The following is an 18,608-nucleotide window of genomic DNA, read 5'->3' as shown; positions in this document are numbered from 1 at the left end:
GGGGGGATTGTCGGTTTCAGTTATGAAAGTAGACGATTAGTTTTCAATCCAAATAAAAGTTGCTTGTCGTCCTGTGATACCATCTCTACGGTAGGAATAAAAGCGACTTTCATCTTCAAAGGTGCATAGGTTACTGTAGTAGACCAGCTCAACACCCACTCTATTAAGACGCTGGGTCACGAGAATATTCATATTCGCTAGCCATTTGCCAGGTTGCGTTTTCGCAGTAAAAGCCTGTTGAGCATCTGGCACTATAGCGGTAAAGGCTTCAACTACATCTTGCCCTACTTCAAATGCGGGCTGACCAATCGCAGGACCAATCCAGGCCATAACGTCACCATCAAACTTGGCAACGGCATTTTCTACGATGCCATTAGCTAATCCGCGCCAGCCAGCATGAACAGCAGCCACTTGAGTGCCATCTGTATTAGTCAAAAGTACAGGGAGGCAATCCGCTGTCATAGCGGAACAGACCACACCAGAAGAAGCTGTATATAGGCCATCTGCGTCCAAAATTTGCTTCGTTGGTTCACTCACTTCTAACACAACAGAGGAGTGCGTTTGATTAAGCCATATCGGTGCAGTAGGCATCTTGGCTGCTTGCTGCAAGGCACTCCGATTTTTAAGTACCATAGCTTGATCATCCCCGACATGTGTTCCCAAATTAAGCCCTTGATAAGGCCCAATAGAAAAACCCTCACCTCTTGTCGAAGCAAATGCCTTTACGTGCGCTTTAGCTGGCCAGTTAGGGATGATCATTTCCATACTTAAAACTCGTCTTTCAAGCCGTGTTCTTGAGTATCTTGACGCAGTGCTTCTGCCATTTCGACCATATCATCAGGCACAGGCGCGTGGAACTCCACATCTTCACCAGTAATCGGGTGTTCAAACTTAAGCATTACCGCGTGTAGCGCTTGACGATCAAAACTACGAATATGATTCGCTAGCTCTTCTGACGCACCACTTGGAATTCGTGCACGACCACCGTATGCAGTATCACCCAATAGAGGGTGTTGCAGGTAAGACATATGGACACGAATTTGGTGAGTACGACCCGTTTCTAGGCGCAAACGGATACGTGTATGCTCACGGAAGTGTTCTGCAACTCGGTAGTGCGTAATCGCAGGCTTACCCATAGGGCTTACTGCCATCAAGGTACGCTTAGTTGAGTGGCGACCAATTGGTTGCTCAACTCGACCACCAGCGGTCATTCGACCAATGGCTATAGCTTCATACTCACGAACAAAGTTACGTTTTTTCTGCAGTGCACGAACTAAGCGAGTTTGAGCAGGAACCGTTTTAGCAACAACCATCAAGCCTGTTGTATCTTTATCTAGACGGTGCACAATACCCGCACGAGGCACTTCCGCGATATTAGGATAATGATGCAACAGCGCATTAAGCACTGTGCCATCTGGCGTGCCTGCACCTGGATGAACAACGAAGCCACGAGGTTTATTGATCACTAGGATGTCATCATCTTCATAAACGATATCAAGAGGAATATCTTGTGCTTCCCAGCGTTCTTCATCTTCAAGTTCCGCTTGCAGGATGATCTCCTCGCCACCCATAACCTTGGTGCGAGGTTTTGTAATCACTTCACCGTTAACTTTAACTTTACCGTCAAGCAGCCATTCCTTTAGGCGCGAGCGAGAAAAGTCAGCGAATAATTCGGCGATAGCTTGGTCTAGGCGTTGGCCTAATTGGCTATCTTTTACTGTATTTGTTAATTCAATCTGCTGAGCCATATCGAACTTTTTTAAAAACTGTGAGACTAATTGTCACTACTGTGGAAAAATGTACTATTGGACATTGTATCTGTTACTGCTTAGAAAGTAACGGAAGCAACTGAAATATTTATCTCAAGGAATCGAATCCTGACATGAAAAAGCATACTTTATCTGGCTTGTTGGCATTATCAGTACTGGTTGGCTGCTCTAGCAGTGAAGAAGTTGTTCCAGACGTGCCACCATCTGAACTCTATTCAGAAGCACAGATTTCGCTTCAAAGTGGTAGCTGGCTGACTGCAATTGAAAAGCTAGAGGCTTTAGATTCTCGTTACCCGTTTGGTGCCTATTCAGAGCAAGTACAGTTAGATCTTATCTACGCATACTATAAGAATGACGATCTTGCTTTAGGTCTTGCAACTATTGAACGCTTTATGCGCCTAAACCCAACTCACGAAAAGCTGGACTGGGTGCTTTACATGCGTGGCCTAACTCATATGGCACAAGACCGTAATTTCATGCACGACCTATTTAATGTTGACCGTAGTGATCGCGATCCTGAGCCAGTAAAGAAAGCATTTTCTGATTTTAAAAAGCTGTTAGAACGATACCCAACAAGCCCATATGCAGAAGACTCTCAAAAGCGAATGTATGCTTTGAAAAACCGTCTTGCAGAGTATGACCTAGCAACGGCTGATTTTTACCTTCGCCGTGAAGCTTGGATCGCAGCGATTAATCGCACTCAAGAGCTACAAAAAACATACCCTGATACGGAAGCAGCTCGAAAGTCTCTCGAGATTCAGCTTGAGGCGTACAAACAGCTTAATCTAGAAGATGCGATTGAACGTACCGAAAAAATGATCGAGCTGAACCCTCAGTAAGCCGCTATAAAATAAAAAGAAAACGCCTCACATTCTGAGGCGTTTTTTGTTTCTCACGTTTTGCCAACATATCACTTTCGGACTACATTTTAATCAATATGGTTTAGAGGTGGTTCATGCTCCGGATAATCTTACTTGTTTCAATTTTCAGCTTTTACATTGGCCAAGCAATGGCGTTGTCATTATCACCATTGCAAAAACAGCCCTACTTCGGCGACCTTCCAACCTTAGAAAAGAAAGGGGTCATTCGAGTACTTGTTGCTGCAGATCTTGGCTTTTATTACGTTGAAGCAGGAAAACCAAAAGGGATCTTAGCTGAGCTTTTATATCACTTCGAAAAAGAACTGAGACAACGTTCGTCTTATTTCAACTTACAAGTCATCCCAGTACATAGAGACGAGTTAGTTCCTTCACTTGAAAAAGGGTTTGGCGATCTTATTGTCGCAAATTTAACTATCACCCCTTCTCGGTCCAAGTTAATTGACTTTAGTGCGCCTGTTTTGAGTGACGTTCAAGAGTTGCTAGTGACGCATAAAGACCAGCCTGTTATTGAGAACATAGAAGAGTTAAGCGGCAAAGAGGTATGGGTTAGAGCAAGCTCAAGCTATTTTGAAAGCTTGGTGCAATTAAATGAACAATTAGATAAAAAATCCAAACCTCCCGTCATCGTTCATTTTGTCGAAGAGACACTACAGGACTATGAACTGGTTGAAATGGTTAACCAAGGCCACATACCTGCAACGGTTCTCGATAGTCATAAAACTGAGTTATGGCTAAAAGTGATGGAAAACATTCAGATACAAGAAGCGATACCACTAAGGAAAGATGGCCAAATTGCATGGGCAATGCGTAAAGATAGTCCAAAGCTAGAAGCGTATGTAAATCAATACCTAAGAAACTATCGTTCGGGCACACTGCTAGGCAATGTTATCTATGGTAAATACCTCGACAATACCCGCTGGTTACAACGCATCCTTAATCCAAAACATATAAATAAATTAGAAACGCTAGCACCAACTTTTGAGCAATATTCGGATCAGTACAGCTTTGACTCTCTGATGATTTCTGCTCAAGGTTTTCAAGAATCAGGGCTAGACCAAAGCAAAGTCTCACATAAAGGCGCGGTAGGTGTGATGCAGGTACTTCCTAGTACCGCCAAAGATCCTAACGTAAACATTCCCAACATTTATGAAGTCGATAACAATATCCATGCCGGCGTAAAGTATATGCGCTTTATTAAAGATCGTTACTTTAGTGATGAAGATATTCTGCCTGAGGATCAAGTCTACTTTTCCCTAGCGGCATACAACGCAGGGCCAGCAAATATACGTAAGATGCGGCGCTTAGCAGAAAAGAATGGTTACGACCCAAACAAGTGGTTTAGAAATGTTGAGATCATGGCGAGAAGAAACATAGGCAGAGAGCCGGTTCATTATGTATCCAACATAAACCGTTACTTCATTATCTACAAACAGTTGAACGCTTTGAAGCTGGTAAGGGAAAATCAAGCCACACTCAACCGCTCTAACACACCTTCATTAATTATTGATGATTAGAGAGAATCAAACGGGTCGAGCAAAGAAAAATAAAACGGAGAGAATTCTGGAATTCAATTCACATTAATGTGATGGTCAATTCGTAATCACCTGTTTTTATTAGGTCGCATTAAGCCGCTAAAAAGCAGATGATTTTTAGTTGTTTACCTCTTCCAATCTAATGAGATTTTTAAACGAAACAAGCTTTTTCGTGACAAAATAGTCATACAGTTTGAGCTAGATCACGTTTAAATTTAGCTACCTAAACAGCCCACAAAATAGTGATCTAAATCACATTATTTTACCATAAGATAAGTAATCTGGAGTTAACCCATGAGGGATGACACAGAGGAAAACATCTATGAAAGTAAACATCACTGGCAAGAACATCGACATCACCTCTGCAATCCGCACTCACATTGAGAGCAAGTTTAAAAAGCTAGAAAAGTGGCAAGTAGACATTATCGGTTGCCAAGCAAGCTTCAGCGAAGAACCAAATAAGCAGAAAAAATTTGAAGCTGTAATTACTGTACCGAAAGGCCAACTTATCGCATCTGCGACGCATGAAGATTTATACGCTGCCGTTAACGAGGTAGAACAGAAGCTAGAACGTCAGCTAAACAAACTACGCCATAAGCCAGAAGCACGCCGTGCAGACAAGCCTGAGCTTGAAGAAGTAGAATAAAAATATAAATTTAGAGGATTCAGAAAAATAGCGCCGAAAGGCGCTATTTTTTTGCTTGACGCTCCATACTCGGTTGCTTATTGTGTTTAAAGATTCACAACAAAGCCTATGAATATGCACAACACCACTCTGTTCTTTTTTGACTTCTTTTTTCTCCACTAGGCTTGGAGGCTCTCTCGTTTTCGAAAGATAAGTCAAAAACGAACAGGAAGCCTCCCAAAGGGAGGCTTTTTTTATGAGGAATACTAGGATGACTGACCAAAAATACTCGCTTGAAGAAATACGCTTACGATTAAATGAGCTCGATGATCAATTGCTACAGCTCTTATCGGAGCGTCGTCAAATGAGTATTGAAGTGGCGAAGAGTAAGGTCCAAACATCAAAACCTATACGTGATGCGGAAAGAGAGCAGCAGTTATTGGTTAAACTGATCAACAACGGTAACCAAAAATATGACCTTGATGCGCAGTATATCACTAAGCTATTCCACACGATTATCGAAGACTCTGTGCTTCTTCAGCAGTCTTACCTGCAAAACCTAGCCAACCCTGAACTAAGCCGCAAACCTCTAGCTAGAGTCGCTTTCCTTGGTTCAAAAGGCTCATACTCTCACTTAGCTAGCCGCGAGTACTTTAGCCGTAAGAACACAGAGCTAATTGAGCTAAATTGTGAGCATTTCAAAGGCGTGACAAACACTGTTGAATCAGGCCATGCTGATTACGGTGTTCTACCTATTGAAAATACTAGTTCAGGCTCTATCAATGAAGTGTATGACTTGCTTCAACATACAACCCTTTATATCGTCGGTGAGCTTACCCTACCTATTGAACACTGCTTAGTAGCAACCGCTGATTTAAGGTTGGAAGAGATCAAGACACTCTACTCCCACCCTCAGCCACATGCACAGTGCAGCGAGTTTTTAAGTAAACTTAAAGGCGTGAAGCTAGAGTCATGTGCAAGCACTGCAGATGCAATGCGTAAAGTAAAAGAAATGAAACGCACCGATGTTGCCGCTATTGGCAACGCATCAAGTGGCAAGCTTTATGGCTTACAGTCAATTCAAGGCAATATTGCTAACCAAACAGAAAACCACACTCGTTTCATTGTTGTCGCACGTAAGCCGGTTGAAGTTTCTACCCAAATCCCGGCGAAAACTACGCTTATCATGTCAACCTCACAGGAAGCCGGTTCATTGGTTGAAACACTGTTAGTACTTCAGCGCTACAGCATCAACATGACAAAACTAGAGTCTCGTCCAATCATGGGTAACCCTTGGGAAGAGATGTTTTATGTGGACCTAGAATCTCATCTGGACTCACAACAGATGCAACAAGCTCTTATTGAGCTCACCAAGATCACGAAACACTTGAAAGTGCTAGGCTGTTACCCAAGTGAAAATGTGAAACCAACCCAGGTGAAGTTACAATAAATAAACCTACGCAGATCAAATAAATACACTCTTATTGCTGACACAATTTATGAATATCTTAGTATCCTTAGATATTAAGTTGCATATTAGTGTTGTGTCAGCTCATTCCAACTGACTCTGATAAGCCATACATCTCAGATTTATCCAAAAGGTAAACCCTAGTCAGTATGAGAGTTCCTTTCTTATCGCTTTTTTTATTTGTTAGCACCTTTAGCTCAGCTTCCGAATCTCCTCTTAGTATTTACATGTGGGAAGACACCTTATCACCCAATGTACGCAGTGATTGGGAGACTGACACAGGTGTTCCTCTAAGATTGTCTCACTTTGACAATGACGATGAACGCAGCTTGTTGATGATGAAAAGCGTCCAGTTACCATTTGATATTGTTGTGCTTGATAACGTTTCGGCTCAAATATATGGCAGATTAGGCTCGTTTGAAGATCTATCGAGTTTAAAAAATCGTTCTAACAACGACTCCAAATGGAATCAAGCATGTGGTACACATGCTATTCCCTACTTCTGGGGATCTGTAGGTATTGCTTATCGAAAAGATATGATTGATTCACCACCAGCAACTTGGAGTGAGTTTGTCCAGCCTCCAGATGAGTGGGTTGGTAAGATAGGTATGATCAACGACAGTATTGAAACCTTTCTTCCCGTTTTTTACAGCTTAGGCATTCCCCCAACGACAGACAGCCCTGCCGACCTTCAAGCAGCATACCCAGCAATCATCTCGTTCAACAATAGTGTGCTGACGTATGAATACATTTTGAGTTACATCCGCAGCCAATCAGACCCAAACCGTTTACTGATGACATTAGCTTATAGTGGTGATCAGTATTCACTGAATCGTTTCTTTGGTCAGGAACAATGGGCATACATCATTCCAGAAGGAGAGTTGTTTCTTTGGGTTGACTGCCTTGCTATCAGCAGCCATTCAGCCAATAAACAAACAGCTAAAGCATTCTTAAACTACCTAATGGATCCCAAAGTAGCTGCAAAAAATGCAACCGATATCAAAGCTGCTACACCTAACTTAAGTGCTATCAAATTACTGCCTGATTGGTATCTAAATGATGCATCATTATTTCCATCAAAAGAGCGCCTTAAAAGCGCCAGAATAGATAGTGAACTCTCGGCAGAAAACATCAGCCTAAGAGTGAAAATGATTAACCAGTTACTTAAACGCCATGAAGCTAAATACTAGAGTATTATTACTTGTCGCCCCGGTGATCATGTTGAGTGCAGCAGTCTCTAGCTACAGCATTTACATAAACCAAAAAGATGCGCTAATAAAAAGGGAAAATAGCTACCTGCAACTTTCTATGGAAAAGCTGGCTGGCCACTTTCGTCAATCTTTAGCCCTAATCAACAGCTACTCTTTAACATTGACTAAAAGCGACATCATTCGCCACTACTTCGGTCAACCGGAAAATCCCTATCGGGAAATGAAGCTTATAGGCAACTTACAGACAACGATTGAGAACTTACAACCGAATAAACAAGATGATATTGCTGTCGCTATTGTCGATAGCAATCAACAGGTAAAGTTCTATGCTGACAACCAAAGTGACCCATTTTCAGCTCTTGATGAAAATGTCTTAAAATACGTCAATCATATTTATCAGCAGACTGGGCAAACGTCTCATACTGGTTTCGCTAAAAGTTATCAGGGACAGAGCATATTAATTCGCTACGATGTCCTTGATAAAAGCACGCTGGTTTCTCCACTTAGTTACAATAAAGATCAAGTGTTCTTTATCGTTGTATCCCTATCGCTTGAAAAATTCGATCAGCTTAAACATATTCTAGAATTCGATAACGACAGTAGTATCTTCTTTTCCGTTGAACCGGTAATTAAGTCAGGCCTAGCCCAATCGGTAGAACTCAAACCTGGCTTGCATGCTATTCTCGACCCGGCTCAATACCTAACCACAGAGAAACTTGCCAAAATTGAACAAAGACTGCTGCTATCATTTGGTGCATCTTCTTTAGTGACTGTATTGATCCTACTTTTTCTGTTGTACCGCCATGTCATCAAGCCAATCACTCACTTAGATCGTCAACTTAAAGACGTTGAAATGCAAAAGCGCAGCAACATTGAAAAGCTAGACAATGACAATGAAATTGGTCGTCTATCGATTCGCTTCTATGACATGTACAAAGAGCTCAACTCAAGCTATCAAAAGACCAAAGCGATGGCGGAAAATGATCATCTAACTCAACTAGCCAACCGCTACCAATTCCAAGTTTATGTCGAGCGGACTCTAGCAAATAAGATGAGCCACAAATATGCGTGGATCTTGTATATCGACTTAGACAACTTCAAATATGTTAACGATAAATACGGTCACCATGTGGGTGATTCCCTGCTAGTGAGTTTTGCCGAGCACATCAAGTCAGTGAGCAAGGCAAGTGAAGCACAATACGGCATTAAATGTTTGGCCTCACGACTGTCAGGAGATGAATTCGCCATCTTCATTGCTGCAGACCAAAATGCTCACTACGCAGAAAGCCTTGCTTTGTCTGTACTCGAACCTATCCAAAACAATACCAATACTGCTATCGGTAACTTCCCGATTACCGCCAGTATCGGTATAGCTTCATACCCAGAAGATGGGTTGGATGTTACTAAGCTACTGTCCCATGCAGATACCGCGATGTATCAAGCAAAACGCGCGGGTAAAAACCAAATAGCTCACTATTCCAAAGAGCTTGATGAAGTGGTTCGCCGCCGCACTCAAGTTGAGCGAGCACTGCGTAATGGGGATTTGGAAAATGAATTCACACTACTTTATCAACCTTACTTCGATCGAAGCGGTCAATACATAAAAGGAGTGGAAGCTCTGTTGCGTTGGGACTCTCCGAAGCTTGGAAAAGTAAACCCGAGTGAATTTATCCCAATTTCAGAACAGATTGGGCTATTTGGCACCATCGACCGTTGGGTAATCAAACAAGCCTTTAAAGACTTCTCTAAGCTACAAGATTGTTTTGAACAGCCGATCTGCCTGTCTATAAACCTATCCTCAGCAGAATTAGACTCGTTACAACTTGCTAGCGATATTCAATCATTGATGGAGCAATACCCTATTACTCCTCACTTGATTGATTTCGAAATAACAGAAACTTTTGCTTCGGACTCACAAAGCTATTTGCTACTCCATGAGTTGTCACAGATGGGCTTCAAGTTAACCATTGACGACTTTGGCTCGGGGTATACATCAATCACCCAGTTGGTCGAATACCCAGTACAAAAAATCAAATTTGATCGTGAGTTCTTAGAGACCTTGATTAAGACGAATAATCACCAAGTCGTTAAACCTCTGGTTGACCTTTGTCACTCTCAATCTATGATGGTAACCGCAGAAGGCATTGAGTCCGAAGAGATGCACCGTTGGTTAGCAGAGAATAAATGCGACTACATGCAAGGCTATCACTTATCGCCACCTCTCTCGTTAACTCAACTAAAGTTTGACCCTAAGGCCCAGAAAGGAAACCTTGATGTCCAAGAAGAAGGTTATTGTAGCTTCGCTTAATCCCGCAAAAATTAACGCCGTAAAAAGTGCGTTTGAAGCTTCATTCCACAATGAGAATTTTGAGTTTATCGGAGTAAGTGTCGCGAGTGGCGTTGCAGATCAACCCATGACCAATGAAGAGACTCATACAGGTGCCCTTAATCGTGTTGCCAATGCGAAAGCAGAACATAGTGGTGGTGATTATTATGTTGGCCTAGAAGCAGGTATAGAAGGCTCTGTAACATTTGCATGGATGGTGATTGAATCAGCAACTCATCGCGGTGAATCCCGTTCGGCCAGCTTAATGTTGCCACCAATCGTCATCGAAAAACTACAACACGCCAATGAACTTGGTGATGTAATGGATGACGTTTTTGGCACAGAGAATATTAAACAGAAAGGTGGCGCTATTAGCTTGCTGACCCATAACTTGCTCACTCGCAGTTCTGTGTATCATCAAGCTCTCATTCTGGCACTCATTCCTTTCGTGAACCCAAAACACTTCCCTAGTAACTTGTAATTTAACTATTAAACAGTTACTTGGTAGAAAGTAAAAAGGGTGCTTATTAGCACCCTTCTTTCTTCTCTAGTAACTGAGCAATTTCTTGTTTTTCCTCAGCACTTTTCGATTTCAATTCATTAGAACCCCGAGTAATAGTCGCAATGCCTACCCCGAGCATTTGACTGATTTGCCGCTGAGATAGATCGCCTTTTAGCAACTCTCGAAAGATATTTACTCGGGCAACCAGAGCGTCACGCTCATCTGGTGTGAGTAGCATAGTTAATAACATTTCGTGCTGCTGGGATTGGGTGCTATCGCTGATCAAATCTAAGATCTGCTGCCACTCTTTATACTCAGGCTCTAATGACATCTATAAGGTGCTCGCTAATATTTCGCATTCAACTCGTGTTGATTTAAAAAGGCGCCATCCACTCCAAGTACTTCTCGGTAGTAAGTTTCAAACATTAGGATATTTTGAACGTATCCTCGCGTTTCTTTGAAAGGAATAGCCTCAATAAATGCGTAAGCGTCCAGTTTTCCATCAGTACGCTCACGCCAAGTTTTCACTCGGTTAGGCCCTGCATTATACGCAGCCAATGCGAAAATTCGATTGTTATCGTACTGCTCAAGTAAACCATCAAAATAGTGACTGCCTATTTCAATGTTCTTACCTACCTCATACAGGTCTTTCGTGCCTTGATAAGTCAATTTGTACTTCTTGGCAGTGTATTTCGCCGTTGAAGGCATAATCTGCATGATACCTCGGGCACCCACTGGTGAACGAGCTTCGATATCAAGCGCACTTTCTTGTCTTGCGAGAGACATTAAAGTGATCGGGTCAATGCTGTGTTTGTCTGCATAGAAGTTAAACCACCAGCGGTGAGCGATCGGAAAACGCATATGAAGGTTATCCCACATTTTTGCTTTAATGGTCGCTGTTACAGTTAAGTGGTGCCAGCCCTTAAATGAAGCAAAAGCCGCTAACATCTCTTTTTGATTTGTGTCTGCACGCTCTAACAACCAAGTCCACTCACTCTTTGCAGCCGCTATTTTATCGCGCTCTACAAGCTCTTCGATTCTGACAAGATCAGTATTGAAATCCTGAATCTGTTTTTTATCTAAAGTAATCACGGATGTTGGGTACTCAATTGAACGCTTTAACTCTTTCGCTGCCGCCACACTGTAAAAGTTGCGCTGACCTATAATCGATTCCATACGCTTTTGGCCAGCTGAGCGATTACCGTTCTCTAGTTCACTGCGCCCTAGCCAATACTGCCAACGTAAACTGTCCTGCTTCTTTTGTGATAATTGCGCAATCCAATTCTCAACACCTTTCCAATCAGCGTGTTGTATGGCTAAACGAATACGACGCTCAATCAATACCTCGCTTTCGGAGTTTTTAATTTGCTTATCGCGCCATTTCGCCAATTCATCAGAGTCGGTATTGATTAAGCGAAAGGCGATGTAGTCAGCTAATTTCTGACGAGCGGGCTTATCCATTTTCTGCGCATCGACGACGGTTTCAAACACCTCTTGCGCCTGTTCAACATCTTTACGTGCAAGCTTCTTTAGCGCCAGTGTGGTTTGCTCACGATTGAAGTCCGTCGCTTCTTGTTTCTTAGCAAATGAAACGACCGATTCAGGCTTACTGAAAAGTTCCAGCATCAATTTGGCTTGTTTTTTCGCTTGAGAGGAGGAGACTTGTTTTGCTAGGTAATTGAGCAAGCGTCCATTGCGAGACTCAAACACCAATACCATCCGGTCAAGAACAAGTTGGTCGGTTTTTAGTCCTGCTTGGTCCCAATGCTCGAATAATGGGTCACAAGCATCTGCGATACTTTTACCTGACAGCCACAGTTTTTCAGCGCCTTGGAAAGCGAGTTCTTTGTTCCCTTCTAACGAATGCGCATAAAAGTAATGGCATTGATAGGTTTCGCCCCTCGGTTCTACCGTCTGAAACTCTAAGAGGGTTTTCCACTCCCCTTTATCTGCGAGCTGGTCAATATACGGTGCTCTAATTCGTTTAGAAAAAGGAAACGAATAATGATTTTCTATGAAGGATTCGACTTCCTGTGGGGAACGCTCACCTAACCCAACTAGAAAGCTTCGATAATCGACATAAGGGGTTAAGGGGTAATCTGCAATATCAGGTCGAATTTTTTGGTATGCCTCGACCTGCTGAGAATCCAATAGCTTTTGCGCTTGGTCATAGATTTCGCGTTGAGTTTGCAGGTCGACTGCCATTGCTGACGTTGAGAAAATTGCGCTGCAAGCCATCGTAGAAGCAAAAAAAATCGATGACGGAATACGATGCAGCGACTTGGAGAAAGTCAGATTCATAATGGTCTCATCCTGAGATTATCGTAATGTGTTTTTCCTATTAATGCTTATTGTAAACATCGGTGTAAAGCGAATAGGTGTAAATATTAATAAATTCACACTACTGTGACGTTTCCCCGACTTAAGCCTTACTATTGCTTAGTAATTCATCAGTAGTAACGTTTGTGACACACACCAGTCGTTTCTGTGGTAACAAACTGAGCGCTATTAGTATAAAATAACCGTTTACATAAATTGATTATTTAGGAACGATCGGCAATGGCTGAATACGTATATACCATGTCGCGCGTGAGCAAAATTGTGCCACCAAAGCGACAAATTCTTAAAGACATCTCTCTAAGCTTCTTCCCTGGCGCTAAAATCGGTGTTTTGGGTCTAAACGGTGCAGGTAAATCGACGCTACTGCGTATTATGGCAGGTATCGATACCGATATTGATGGCGAAGCACGTCCACAACCAGGTCTAAATGTAGGCTACTTACCTCAGGAACCTGTACTGGATGAGTCAAAAACAGTTCGTGAAATCGTTGAAGAAGCCGTATCTGATGTTGCAGGTGCAATGAAGCGTCTTGACGAAGTATACGCTGCGTACGCAGAACCAGATGCTGATTTCGATGCTCTAGCAAAAGAGCAAGGTGAATTAGAAGCGCTGATTCAAGCAAAAGATGGCCACAACCTAGAGAACTCTCTAGAACGTGCTGCCGATGCACTTCGACTACCAGAGTGGGATGCGAAGATTGAGCACCTGTCAGGTGGTGAGCGTCGCCGTGTTGCTATCTGTCGCCTACTTCTAGAAAAACCTGACATGCTTCTTCTAGACGAACCTACCAACCACCTTGATGCTGAATCTGTTGCTTGGTTAGAGCGCTTCTTAGTCGATTACACAGGTACTGTTGTTGCGATTACCCACGACCGTTACTTCCTAGATAACGCTGCAGGTTGGATCTTAGAACTTGACCGTGGTGAAGGTATTCCATGGCAAGGTAACTACACTTCTTGGCTTGAACAAAAAGATGCTCGTCTGCAACAAGAAGCATCTCAAGAGAAAGCTCGTCAAAAGACCATTGAGAAAGAACTTGAATGGGTTCGTCAGAATCCAAAAGGTCGTCAAGCGAAGTCTAAAGCTCGTATGGCGCGCTTTGAAGAACTACAAAGTGGCGATCACCAGAAACGTAACGAAACCAACGAACTATTTATCCCGCCAGGCGAGCGCCTAGGTGACAAGGTTGTTGAAGTTAACAACCTGACTAAATCATTCGATGGTCGCGTGCTAATTGACGACCTATCTTTCAGCATGCCTAAAGGCGCTATCGTCGGTATCATTGGTGCCAACGGTGCAGGTAAATCAACGCTATTTAAGATGCTAAGTGGCACAGAACAGCCTGACTCAGGCACTATCGAGATGGGTGATACTGTTAAACTCGCGTCTGTTGATCAGTTCCGTGATTCAATGGATGACAGCAAAACTGTATTCCAAGAAATCTCTGAAGGCGCTGATATCATCAAGATCAACAACTTCGAAATCCCTGCTCGTGCGTACTGTTCACGCTTTAACTTCAAAGGCTCAGATCAACAGAAGATCATTGGCGAGCTTTCTGGTGGTGAGCGTAACCGTGTCCACCTTGCTAAGCTACTAAAAGCTGGCGGCAACGTACTGCTACTCGATGAGCCAACCAACGACCTTGACGTTGAAACGCTACGTGCTCTAGAAGAAGCACTACTTGAGTTCCCAGGCTGTGCAATGGTTATCTCGCACGACCGTTGGTTCCTAGACCGTATTGCGACTCACATCATCGACTACCGTGACGAAGGTCAGGTTAACTTCTACGAAGGTAACTATACTGAATACATGGAATGGTTGAAGAAGACGCTAGGTCCAGAAGCTGCGGAACCACATCGCATCAAGTACAAGCGTATTACGAAGTAATATTACTGCTTGAAATTCATGCAAAGGCCGCTAATATTAGCGGCCTTTATTATATCGATCTCAATACGGATAAATTCGGTATTGATTAACGTGAAGAATGCGAACGAGCACGCATAGTGGCCACTGTAATTTTGATACTCTTCTGAGTTGGAATTAAGAGAGAAAGTTATGATTGAACGACGCCGTTTTTCACGAATTGTATATCAAACTCAGGCAGAACTGACGCAAGACTCAACGAAGGTCTATGCCGCGGTCAGCGATCTTTCCTTACACGGATTGCTCCTTACCAGTGACCAGTCAACACTGCTCGATACTGATAAACAAGTCGATGTTGAGTTTTCGCTTTCAGGAAGTGATGTCTCGATCCAACTGGTAGGGAATATCGTTGGACTTAATAACAATGTGATTCGTCTATGTATTGATCATATTGATATTGAAAGTATCGGACATTTAAAGCGGTTAGTTGAATTGAACGTAGGTGACGATGAACTGTTACACAGAGACATTGAACACCTATCTGATCTGGGTGAGTACGCCTAACCTAACGAGTTATGTCAAAAAAAATTACCATTTCTATCCCTGCCGAATCAGGGGTACAAAATTTCCATGTCTCTAGAACTGCACTGCTACTCTCCATTACTACCTTCGCAGGCACAATTGCTGCTGGTGTAGGCTACGGTTTCTATAGCTGGCAGCAAGAGCGCCAAACAGAGCAAGAATTTCGTGCATTGGCGAGCCAGCTTCAAGAGATTGAAACACAGAAGCAAGATATTGAGCTCCTATATCAAGAGCAAATTAAAGAAACTCATAGTCTCTCTCAAGAACTTGAAGAGAAGCGTGATCAAATCAATATTCTTGGCCAACGCGTCTATGACGTTGAATCTGTTTTGGGTTTGGCGAATGAAGCATCGGTGGATGAAAGTAACCTAGAAAACCGCCTTGATGCAGCTGCAATTGACTCCGCTGTGCGCGCCACAATGTTTCGTATGATTCCGAATGACTCCCCACTTAATTACCTGCGAGTATCTTCATCATACGGTCGACGTACTAATCCAATCACAGGCAAACGCCATACCCATACTGGCATCGATCTCACCTGTAAACGTGGTGAAGAGATCTATGCACCAGCCGATGGTGTTGTAGAAACCGTTCGACCAAGTAAGAAAGGTTTTGGAAATTTCCTAACGGTTCGCCACTCATTTGGTTTTATGAGTTCCTATGCTCATCTACAAAAGTTTAAAGTGCGTAGCGGCCAATTTGTGAGTAAAGGCGATTTGATTGCTACCTGTGGTAACTCAGGTAACTCAACAGGTCCACACCTCCACTATGAAGTACGCTTCTTAGGCCGTTCATTGAACCCACAATATACAATGGACTGGACACCTGAAAACTTTAACTATCTATTTGAAAAAGAGAAAAAAGTAAAATGGGCGCCATTGGTAAAGTTAATTGATGACACCGTTCGACTGCAAGTGAACCTTACCAATAACCCATACCAAGACAGTTCGGTCAGTACCGTGAAAAATGAACCTGATACGACAAAAGAAACTCTCTCTATCCAATAAATAAAAAGAGCGACCAGTGGTCGCTCTTTTTATTTATATCGGCTTATTATCCGCGGTGAATAGAATCATTCGCCTGCTTCAATAGGTTTTGGCTTTCATCTAGGAATTGCTTCGAGTAATCACCAAACCAATCACTAACTCGATCAAAGCTTTCTACAAACGCTTGCTTATCTTTACCATCGAGAATCTCTAACGCTTCTCCAAAACAACGATGGAAGCGCTTAATCATATCGATGTTTTCCTGTGACGATAGAATGATATCACCGTACAGATTTGGATCCTGCCCAAACAATCGTCCGACCATAGCGAGTTCAAGGCGGTAAATCGGTGAGCTCAGTTGCAATAACTTATCAATATTCGGGTTTTCACGGCTAAGGTGTAGACCGTAAGCAAACGAGGTAAAGTGACGCAGTGCCTGAATTAATGTCATACCATGGTCGTGTTCACTCGCATCAATCTGACACAGGCTAGCCCCCCAAATAGAGAACTGCTTTAGCAACCATTGGTAATGCTCTTCACCACGTCCATCACAGTAGACAATCACCTGCTTTGCCAAGCTCGGAACATCTGGGCCAAACATAGGGTGTAGACCAACAACAGGACCTTGGTGAACATTCAGCATTGCCTCAAGAGGCTTTGACTTAATTGAAGTTAAATCACATAAGATACAGTCACTTGGTAAGTTTGAGAGCTTTTCAATCACACCTTCTGTTAAGTGGATTGGAACCGTGACTACAACCATGCCCGCATTTTCCAAGATCGCATCTGCTTGATCCCAGTCTTTACTGCCCAATACCTTTACATCGTAACCAGACAATTTGAACATGCGGCCAAACAAACCACCAAGCTGGCCATTACCACCGACGATCACAACAGAGCGAAGCTCAGGATTCAGGCACTTAAATCCTGAATCTTTTTCACTGGCATAAGATTCACGCATTGTACGGCGAAGGATGTCTTCAATAAGCTGAGGCGGTACACCTTTCTTTTCTGCTTCTTCACGACGAGAAGCGAGCATCGCCGCCTCACGATCTGGGGCATAGATGGGTAAACCATGCTCACTCTTCACTTCGCCGACTTTCTCAACCAAAGAAAGTCGTTGTGATAATAAATCTAGAATCTGCTTGTCTACTGCGTCAATCTGATCACGCAATTCGTTCAATTCAACGGCCATTGATATTCCTTGTGCTCTCGTTTTAGCCTTTCAGTCTGTCTTCTAGGAAAGGAACTAGCTCTTCATGTGCGTGACGTAATAGTGCCTCAGTTGTATCCCAATTGATACAGGCATCTGTAATAGAAACGCCGTATTGCATCTCACTTAGAGGAATATCAGAAGGCTGGTTCCCTTCATTGATATGGCTTTCGATCATAAGGCCAATAATTGACTTATTGCCTTCGCGAATTTGATGAATAACATCTTCTGCAACAAGAGGTTGACGACGGAAATCTTTACGTGAGTTAGCGTGGCTACAATCAACCATCAATGAAGCATCTAAGCCATGTTTTGCCATGTCTTGCTCACATTCCGTTACTGATACTGAATCGTAGTTTGTCTGTTTACCACCACGCAGAATAACATGGCCATTTGGATTACCTTGAGTAGTCAGAAGAGCTACCTGGCCTTCTCGGTTAATACCCATAAAGCGATGGCTTGATGATGCAGCCTGCATTGCATTAATTGCTGTTGCAAGGTTGCCATCTGTACCGTTCTTGAAGCCAATTGGCATAGACAGACCACTCGCCATTTCACGGTGAGTTTGTGACTCGGTCGTACGTGCACCAATGGCAGCCCAACTGAAAGTATCTGCTAAGTACTGAGGGCTAATTGGGTCAAGAGCTTCTGTCGCTAAAGGAATTTCCATTTCAGCCAGCTCAACTAAAAGTTCGCGGCCAACATGAAGACCATGCTCAATATCAAATGAGCCATCTAAATGCGGGTCGTTGATTAAACCTTTCCAGCCGACAGTGGTACGTGGTTTTTCAAAGTACACACGCATAACAATATACAGTTGGTCACTCAGTTGCTCTGACAAAGCTTTAAGGCGTTTTGCGTATTCCTTCGCAGCCTCAATATCATGAATAGAACAAGGACCACAAACAATCAGAAGACGGTGATCTTTCTTGTGAAGAATATTGGCGATAGTTTGGCGAGACTCTTGAATAAAGCGACGAGCGTTATCACTCAACGGCAATTTTGCTTTCAATTCGTCTGGCGTAATCAGTACTTGCTCATCACTGATGTTAATATTGCTCAATTCACTTTTCTGCATAACTCTAACCTGTATATTTTTTTTTACACCAAGCGTAATCCGTATCAACCCGGCTGGAATAACGCTAAGATAACAGCCTGAAATTAGATTTCAAGATGTAAACAATAAAAAACATCGTGTAAAAATAAATTTACACAGATGCATTTTTCAGGTTTTATATCAGAATTATGAACTAAGCATGTTTTCTCACAACAATCTTTTCTAAAATAGTCCTTAAATACCACCGACTTTA

At 42.8% G+C, this 18,608-nt stretch carries 16 protein-coding genes and 1 other annotated feature; of the genes, 10 read left to right on the top strand and 6 right to left on the bottom strand.

Annotated elements, in window-relative coordinates; all coding sequences use genetic code 11:
• Positions 1 to 36: 36 nt before the first annotated feature.
• Positions 37 to 765 carry a peptidoglycan editing factor PgeF gene (pgeF, locus tag AAFX28_RS11585; RefSeq protein WP_408687823.1) on the bottom strand — a complete coding sequence of 243 codons (729 nt, stop codon included), beginning with the start codon at positions 763 to 765 and terminating at the stop codon, positions 37 to 39.
• A 2-nt stretch (positions 766 to 767) separates the two neighbouring features.
• Complete coding sequence (rluD, locus tag AAFX28_RS11580; RefSeq protein WP_408687822.1) at positions 768 to 1,748, bottom strand: 23S rRNA pseudouridine(1911/1915/1917) synthase RluD; 981 nt, start codon at positions 1,746 to 1,748, stop codon at positions 768 to 770.
• A 134-nt stretch (positions 1,749 to 1,882) separates the two neighbouring features.
• Between rluD and bamD the strand changes: the two genes are divergently transcribed.
• The 7 genes from bamD to yjjX all read left to right on the top strand — a co-directional run bounded on the left by bamD (position 1,883) and on the right by yjjX (position 10,293).
• The gene (gene bamD / locus AAFX28_RS11575; protein WP_408687821.1) at positions 1,883 to 2,608 is read left to right on the top strand and encodes an outer membrane protein assembly factor BamD; all 726 of its coding nucleotides are present in this window, start codon (positions 1,883 to 1,885) and stop codon (positions 2,606 to 2,608) included.
• 116 nt (positions 2,609 to 2,724) lie between these two features.
• A complete protein-coding gene (locus AAFX28_RS11570) occupies positions 2,725 to 4,164 on the top strand; it encodes a transporter substrate-binding domain-containing protein (protein WP_408687820.1) in 1,440 nt (479 codons plus the stop codon).
• 340 nt (positions 4,165 to 4,504) lie between these two features.
• The gene (hpf, locus tag AAFX28_RS11565) at positions 4,505 to 4,828 is read left to right on the top strand and encodes a ribosome hibernation-promoting factor, HPF/YfiA family (RefSeq protein ID WP_408687818.1); all 324 of its coding nucleotides are present in this window, start codon (positions 4,505 to 4,507) and stop codon (positions 4,826 to 4,828) included.
• 116 nt (positions 4,829 to 4,944) lie between these two features.
• Positions 4,945 to 5,065 (top strand) — a sequence feature (Phe leader region).
• Between the two features lie 13 nt (positions 5,066 to 5,078).
• Positions 5,079 to 6,257, top strand: a complete 1,179-nt coding sequence (gene pheA, locus AAFX28_RS11560; RefSeq protein ID WP_408687816.1) for a prephenate dehydratase — start codon at positions 5,079 to 5,081, stop codon at positions 6,255 to 6,257.
• A 167-nt stretch (positions 6,258 to 6,424) separates the two neighbouring features.
• The gene (locus AAFX28_RS11555; RefSeq protein WP_408687814.1) at positions 6,425 to 7,465 is read left to right on the top strand and encodes a spermidine/putrescine ABC transporter substrate-binding protein; all 1,041 of its coding nucleotides are present in this window, start codon (positions 6,425 to 6,427) and stop codon (positions 7,463 to 7,465) included.
• Positions 7,449 to 9,794: a putative bifunctional diguanylate cyclase/phosphodiesterase gene (locus tag AAFX28_RS11550; RefSeq protein ID WP_408687813.1), complete on the top strand. Its 2,346-nt coding sequence runs from the start codon at positions 7,449 to 7,451 to the stop codon at positions 9,792 to 9,794. The genes AAFX28_RS11555 and AAFX28_RS11550 overlap by 17 nt, the downstream gene beginning before the upstream one ends.
• Positions 9,760 to 10,293, top strand: coding sequence for an inosine/xanthosine triphosphatase (gene yjjX / locus AAFX28_RS11545; RefSeq protein ID WP_408687812.1), 534 nt, complete (start codon positions 9,760 to 9,762; stop codon positions 10,291 to 10,293). Before AAFX28_RS11550 ends, yjjX begins: the two co-directional genes overlap by 35 nt.
• Before the next feature lie 46 nt (positions 10,294 to 10,339).
• On the opposite strand, the gene trpR is transcribed toward yjjX, so the two are convergent.
• Both trpR and sltY read right to left on the bottom strand, forming a co-directional pair.
• Positions 10,340 to 10,645, bottom strand: coding sequence for a trp operon repressor (gene trpR / locus AAFX28_RS11540; RefSeq protein ID WP_408687811.1), 306 nt, complete (start codon positions 10,643 to 10,645; stop codon positions 10,340 to 10,342).
• Between the two features lie 14 nt (positions 10,646 to 10,659).
• Positions 10,660 to 12,615 carry a murein transglycosylase gene (sltY, locus tag AAFX28_RS11535; RefSeq protein WP_408687810.1) on the bottom strand — a complete coding sequence of 652 codons (1,956 nt, stop codon included), beginning with the start codon at positions 12,613 to 12,615 and terminating at the stop codon, positions 10,660 to 10,662.
• Between the two features lie 258 nt (positions 12,616 to 12,873).
• On the opposite strand from sltY, the gene ettA reads away from it, so the two are divergent.
• From ettA to AAFX28_RS11520, 3 genes are all read left to right on the top strand, one after another.
• Entirely contained in the window at positions 12,874 to 14,541 is a 1,668-nt protein-coding gene (ettA, locus tag AAFX28_RS11530; protein WP_408687809.1) for an energy-dependent translational throttle protein EttA, read from the top strand.
• 168 nt (positions 14,542 to 14,709) lie between these two features.
• Positions 14,710 to 15,081 carry a PilZ domain-containing protein gene (locus tag AAFX28_RS11525; protein WP_408687807.1) on the top strand — a complete coding sequence of 124 codons (372 nt, stop codon included), beginning with the start codon at positions 14,710 to 14,712 and terminating at the stop codon, positions 15,079 to 15,081.
• A gap of 11 nt (positions 15,082 to 15,092) precedes the next feature.
• Positions 15,093 to 16,106 (top strand): peptidoglycan DD-metalloendopeptidase family protein, encoded by a 1,014-nt coding sequence (locus tag AAFX28_RS11520; RefSeq protein WP_408687806.1) that lies wholly within the window; start codon positions 15,093 to 15,095, stop codon positions 16,104 to 16,106.
• A 46-nt stretch (positions 16,107 to 16,152) separates the two neighbouring features.
• Here the strand turns inward: AAFX28_RS11520 and tyrA are convergent, their stop codons facing one another.
• Together tyrA and AAFX28_RS11510 are read right to left on the bottom strand one after the other, a co-directional pair.
• Positions 16,153 to 17,280, bottom strand: coding sequence for a bifunctional chorismate mutase/prephenate dehydrogenase (tyrA, locus tag AAFX28_RS11515; RefSeq protein ID WP_408687804.1), 1,128 nt, complete (start codon positions 17,278 to 17,280; stop codon positions 16,153 to 16,155).
• Between the two features lie 22 nt (positions 17,281 to 17,302).
• Positions 17,303 to 18,376, bottom strand: a complete 1,074-nt coding sequence (locus tag AAFX28_RS11510) for a 3-deoxy-7-phosphoheptulonate synthase (protein WP_408687803.1) — start codon at positions 18,374 to 18,376, stop codon at positions 17,303 to 17,305.
• Positions 18,377 to 18,608 lie beyond the last annotated feature (232 nt).

The organism is Vibrio sp. TBV020, assembly GCF_046056895.1.
Classification (GTDB): Bacteria; Pseudomonadota; Gammaproteobacteria; order Enterobacterales; family Vibrionaceae; genus Vibrio.
The sequence above is the reverse complement of the archived record's forward strand: the minus strand, read 5'-3'. Positions and strand labels throughout refer to the sequence as shown.